The 1,270-nt window shown below is 32.7% G+C and carries 1 protein-coding gene; it reads left to right on the top strand.

The window, feature by feature from the left end; genetic code table 11:
* The first annotated feature begins 542 nt into the window (after positions 1-542).
* On the top strand, positions 543-1,223 hold the full coding sequence (locus CKF58_RS08250; RefSeq protein WP_119532784.1) for an NAD(P)H-dependent oxidoreductase: 681 nt from the start codon (positions 543-545) through the stop codon (positions 1,221-1,223).
* The last annotated feature ends 47 nt before the right edge of the window (positions 1,224-1,270 follow it).

Genomic DNA, 1,270 nt, shown 5'->3' with positions numbered 1-1,270 from the left:
GCTTACTTTAAGTCTCTATAAATTGCGTATTTTCTTGCTAATGTTCTAGGTTGTTTGATATTTATCTCAAAGGTTGTTTGAAAAAATAATGTAGAGATTTAATAAATTAATCTCTGTAAAACTTATGATTTTAGTTACAGTCACAAGGAGATAAATAGGCTCAAAATTAGTAATAATTTTTTCAGCAAAAATGAGAAAAAATAATTTTTAGCTGAGTGAATAATTAACTAAAATTAGGTTATACCCATAAGTTTACTATGGTTATTTGTAGTTTGTGGGATAGATTTCTTTAATGGTAAATATAGCACCTTATAGATCTATAAATACTTGAAATTAGCGGTAAAATGTAGTGTTGGGTTCTGTTTTAAAAGTTTACTTTTTGCGGTTAGGAGCAAAATTAACTGAGTGCTAATACTTAAAATTTTTTGCAAAGAGCAAATGAAAGTCGCATAATAGAGCGGTAAACATAAACTAATAACCAAAATGATTAAAACTTTATGCTCTTAATCATTTAACTATCAACCCTACAAATAGGATTTATTATGACTATCAACAAACAACAAATCTTAGATGCTTATAACTGGCGTGCTGCTACTAAAGAATATGATCCAAACAAACGTGTTTCACGTGAAGATATGGATTTCATTTTAGAAACAGCTCGTTTATCTCCAAGTTCATTTGGTTTAGAGCCTTGGAAATTCTTAGTAATTGAAAGAGGTGTAAACCCAGATTTATGGAATACGTTAAGTGAAACTTGTTGGGGTTTAACGCAAAAACTACCAGGTTGTAGCCATGTAGTAATTGCTTTAAGCCGTCGTGCTGCTGATTTACACGCAGACTCAGCTTACATCGATCACTTATTACGTAATGTGAAAAAACTTCCAGAAGATGTTTTAACAACTTACCGTGGTTTCTTTGCAAACTATGCACAAAACCAAGCTAATCTTTTAGAAAGCGATCGTGCTTACGAAGATTGGGCAAGTAAACAAACTTACATTGCTTTAGGTAACATGTTAACTGCAGCGGCTTTAATTGGTGTTGATTCAACTCCAGTTGAAGGTATCGATTACGCAAACATCGATAAAGTGTTAGCTGATAAAGGTCTATATGATCCAGAACACTTTAAAGTGTCAGTAATGGCTGCATTCGGTTACCGTGCTCAAGATCCTATGTTCCCTAAATCACGTCAAGCTGCTGCTGATGTAATTGAGTGGGTTAAATAAGATCTCTTGTATCGTCGCTTAAGACATACAAACTATATAAATGTATA

This window comes from Psittacicella hinzii, from assembly GCF_003585935.1.
Taxonomy (GTDB): Bacteria; Pseudomonadota; Gammaproteobacteria; order Enterobacterales; family Psittacicellaceae; genus Psittacicella; species Psittacicella hinzii.
The sequence above is the reverse complement of the archived record's forward strand: the minus strand, read 5'-3'. Positions and strand labels throughout refer to the sequence as shown.